3 protein-coding genes and 1 pseudogene are annotated in these 4,020 nt (G+C 65.6%); all 4 read left to right on the forward strand.

Going from position 1 to position 4,020, the window contains the following annotated elements:
• The first annotated feature begins 375 nt into the window (after positions 1-375).
• A complete protein-coding gene (locus tag EB084_21150; protein NDD30773.1) occupies positions 376-747 on the forward strand; it encodes a hypothetical protein in 372 nt (123 codons plus the stop codon).
• A gap of 175 nt (positions 748-922) precedes the next feature.
• Positions 923-2,152: an IS110 family transposase gene (locus EB084_21155; GenBank protein ID NDD30774.1), complete on the forward strand. Its 1,230-nt coding sequence runs from the start codon at positions 923-925 to the stop codon at positions 2,150-2,152.
• A 53-nt stretch (positions 2,153-2,205) separates the two neighbouring features.
• A pseudogene (locus EB084_21160) lies at positions 2,206-2,652 on the forward strand (IS91 family transposase).
• Positions 2,653-2,758: 106 nt separating this feature from the next.
• Entirely contained in the window at positions 2,759-3,271 is a 513-nt protein-coding gene (locus EB084_21165) for a hypothetical protein (GenBank protein ID NDD30775.1), read from the forward strand.
• Positions 3,272-4,020 lie beyond the last annotated feature (749 nt).

Below are 4,020 nucleotides of genomic sequence, written 5' to 3' on the forward strand. Positions count from 1 at the left end.
GGTGCTCTCGCTGCACGACGACTGGGACACGCTCGTGCCCGTCACCCAGACACGGAGCCTCGTCGCCGCGTGCTCGCATCGCCTCGAACGCGATCTTCCGCGAGCGGCTGACGGGCTCGAAAAGAAGCCAAAGCCCGCCCCTGATGGGCGCCTCTCACTTCTCGCGAGCGCTCGAGGCGGACTCGGGGTGCTCGACCGTGGCATCCATGGCGAGCGCGATGAGCTCGAGGACGCGCTCGAAGCGACCCGGCAGACGCTCGCGCGGCTCGCTCCTCTGTCGAACGATGGGGCTCGCTCACCTGGCGTGCACCGCCGCCAGGCCGCCGCCACTCCGGCAGCCGAGGGATGTTTTCCCTGTAGTTCGCTGGCCAGAGGATCGTACCGGGGCTTGCAGGGGCGCTCCGCGTGCCCCCTCGCCCCGACGGAGCTCGCGCCCGCTCGAGCCCCGCTCGAGAGGACACCTCTCCGCACGACCCGCAACAGACGACGCTGCATCGCGTGGTGCGCGAGCACCTCGAGACCTTCCTCGCTCGCCGCGCTGAGGAGGGCGAGCCGATGCCGAGCTTCGTGGTGGACGAGCTGCGCGACTACCTGAGGTGCGGGGTGCTCGCGCGCGGTGCAGTGCGGTTTCTCTGCGAGCACTGCGGACGCGATCGCCTCGTGGCCCTCTCGTGCAAGACGCCGCGCGCCTGCGGCGCATCCCCGGTAACGAAAGTGTGGCTCGCCCGGACTTGGAGGCCACACTGAGAGGCCGATCGCAGTGAGGTCGTCCTCGTCCCCGGTGTCACGAACCCGCGTGCAAGACTGATCCGCGCCGCTGTGAAGAACCCCCGTGTGTCACATCCGCCCCAGAGCGGAAAAGACGAGTAGCAGAGTTTCGTATGTTCGCGGCGCTGCGATCGGCATCCCGAAGGAGGTGCCGATGGACACGATCGTCGAACGCTGCTGTGGCCTGGACGTTCACCAAGCGGTGATCGTAGCTTCCGTGCTGATCGGCGAGCCGGGCAAACGCGTGCAGAAGCAGACCAGGAGCTTCCGCGCGCTGACCGCCGGCCTCTCGGAGCTGCAGCAGTGGCTGCGCGAGCAGGGCGTCACACACGTCGCGATGGAGGCGACGGGGATCTACTGGGTCCCCGTGTACGCGCACCTCGAGGGGCAGTTCGAGTTGATCGTCGGAAACGCGACCCACATCAAGAGCGTGCCCGGTCGCAAGACCGACGTGAAGGACAGCGAGTGGATCGCCGACCTCGCGCGTCACGGGCTCATCCGCAAGAGCTTCGTGCCGCCCAAGGACCTGCGAGAGCTCCGCGATCTCGTGCGCTATCGCATGAAGCTCGTGCAGAGCCGCACGGCTGAGCGCAACCGGCTGTTGCGCATGCTGGAGACTGCCAATGTGAAGTTGTCGTCGGTCATGACCGATGTGTTCGGTGCCTCGGGCCGGGCGATGCTCGCTGCGATCGTGAGCGACAGCTACGTGCCTGCCGATGTCGCACAGCTCGCGCGCGGCTTGCTTCGCAAGAAGACGGACGACCTCGCGCTCGCGCTCCACGGCCGCGTCGAGAAGCACCAGCGCTTCATTCTCAGGATGCAGTTGACGCGCCTCGACCAGGTCGAGGCCGACCTCAAGGAGATCGACGCGGAGATCGACGCCCGCCTCGTCCCCTACCGAGCGCAGTTCGATCGCCTGATCGAGATCCCTGGAGTCGATCGGGTCACCGCGGCGACGATCATCGCCGAACTCGGCATCGACATGCACGTCTTCCCTTCGCATCGCCACGCCGCCGCTTGGGCGGGGGTCTGTCCAGGCAATCACGAGAGCGCAGGCCGCAAGAAGCGCGCGCCTGCGCGGAAGGGGAACGTCCATCTCGTGACCGCGCTCGTGCAGGCTGCCCTCTGCGCGTCACGCGCGAAGGGAACCTACCTCCGCTCGAAGTACTGGAAGCTCGTACCGCGCCTCGGCAAGAAGCGCGCGGCGATGGCCGTCGCGCACAAGATCCTCGTCGCCGTCTACCACATGCTCGCCGCGGACGTCGCCTACGCAGACCTCGGCGAGGCCTACCTCGACAAGCGCAACGCCGCCGCCTCCAGCAAGGGCCTCGTCAAGCGGCTCGAGGGCATGGGCTACAAGGTCACGCTCGAGAAGGCCGCGTAGCACGACGGCGTGATCCACTTTCGTAGCAGGGCCGCGGCTTCTGCCCGCGCTGCATGGGCCGCAGGATGACGGAGATGGCGCGCCACTGGGTGAGCGCGGTGCTGCCTCGGGTTCGAATCCGACAATGGGTACTGAGCCTGCCGTTCGAGCTACGCGTGCCGCTGGCCTACCACCACGACCTGACGCTCGCGGTGCACGGCGTGGCCGCGCGAGTGATCGAGGGCTGGTATCGCGACAAGGGCCGGGCCCTCGGCATCATCGACCCGCGCACCGGCAGCATCACCGCCGTGCAGAGGTTCGGGAGCGACCTCGCCCTGAACGTGCACTACCACATGCTCTTCACGGACGGCTGCCACGACGTGCTCGGGGCCTTCACGCCCATCGCAGCGCCCACGCGCGCCGAGCTCGAGGCGCTCTGCACCCACATCGCCGAGCGCGTACAGAAGCTCCTGGAGCGCAGGGCCCTCGAGGTGCCCGAGGAGCGCACGCTCTGCCTCGCGCTCGCGCGCTCGGCCGCGCGCCGCGGAATGAACAAGCACGCCCCCGAGGGCACCGACCCCGACCACGACGGCGAGCCCGAGTGGAAGCTGAAGGCGAGCCACCACCGTGGTGCGCGCCGAAGATCGCGAGCGCCTCGAGAACCTCGCGCGCTATCTCCTACGCCCCCCGCTGGCCGACCGACGCGTGCGCCTGTTGCCTGCCGACCAAGTGGCCCTGGAGCTCGAGAGCCCCTGGAAGGACGGCACGAGGTGGATCTCGATGAGCGCCGACACCTTCCTCGAGAGGCTCGCCTCGCTCGTGCCGCGCCCGCGCACCAACCAGGTGCTCTACCGCGGGGTGCTCGCGGCTCACTCGGCGAGACGGCCGCACGTGGTGCCCCAGCCCGACGACGATGAGCGGCATCGCCCCAAGAACGCGACCTTCTGCGAGCTCATGAAGCACGGGCTCGGCGTGGACATCCTCGCGTGCCCTTGTGGCCACCGCATGAAGTACGTGGCGACGATCTTCGACAAGAAGGGCCTCGCGCGCCTCCTGCGTGCCAAGGGCTTGCCGCATCACCTCGAGCCCATCCGCCCCGCCAGAGGGCCACCGCAGCAGGATTTCGACTTCGGCCCGTGATAGCCGCCGCGGTGCGAGGAGCGCGTGCCAGGGCACAGCTGCGCCCGGCGCGCGGCCGCGACGCCTCGGACAACCTCGCGAGCCACGCGACCAGACCGTACGAGCCGCCGCCGACCCGCGCTTGACCAGCGACAGCGGCTCCGAGACCATCGACGGTGTGCGCAGAGGTGACAGCGATGTTCAGATGAGGGCGGGGAGGACCCGTTCACGTTCGCATGCGAGAAAAAAGGCTTCGGGGAGGCTGACACGTCGTCAAATCAAACGTATTCCTATGCCAGGGCCGAATCAATGTCACCCACGAATTGGTTCTGTAGGAGGCCCAGGTCGTGGTGGATGTTTCCCCCCTGATGTTCTCTCGCGTGCTGCTCGTGCATTGAAAATCCCTGTAAAAGGTGGAGGTGGTGAAAACAAAGAAGAACTCTTACAACAACTATCTAAGCATTTAGGAATCAAAGAAACCGACCAGAGAACCCTCTTACAGAATCTTCCTTTGCCTGATGCTGAAAAAGCAGAACTTGCTGCAAAATGGCTACGGCCTGCCATGCCATCTTCCTGGAAACAAGATCCCGATATGTGGCTTGATAGTAATAATATCCGTGATGTAATGAAGCAATATGAAGAAGCTCGTCCTGATTTTAAATTCTTAGGACCGTATCCCATTGATTTTGCTGCGCCTGACCCCTATGAAAAGGGATCTGAAGAGAAAGGGCAATGCTTAATCGGTGAGATGTGTGCTCTTGATTTAGATA

The organism is Pseudomonadota bacterium, assembly GCA_010028905.1.
Taxonomy (GTDB): domain Bacteria; phylum Vulcanimicrobiota; class Xenobia; order RGZZ01; family RGZZ01; genus RGZZ01.

What these genes read in the sequence shown, in the direction of transcription:
- EB084_21155 (NDD30774.1), top strand. Translation starts at nt 923, where the DNA reads ATGGACACGATCGTCGAACGCTGCTGTGGCCTGGACGTTCACCAAGCG.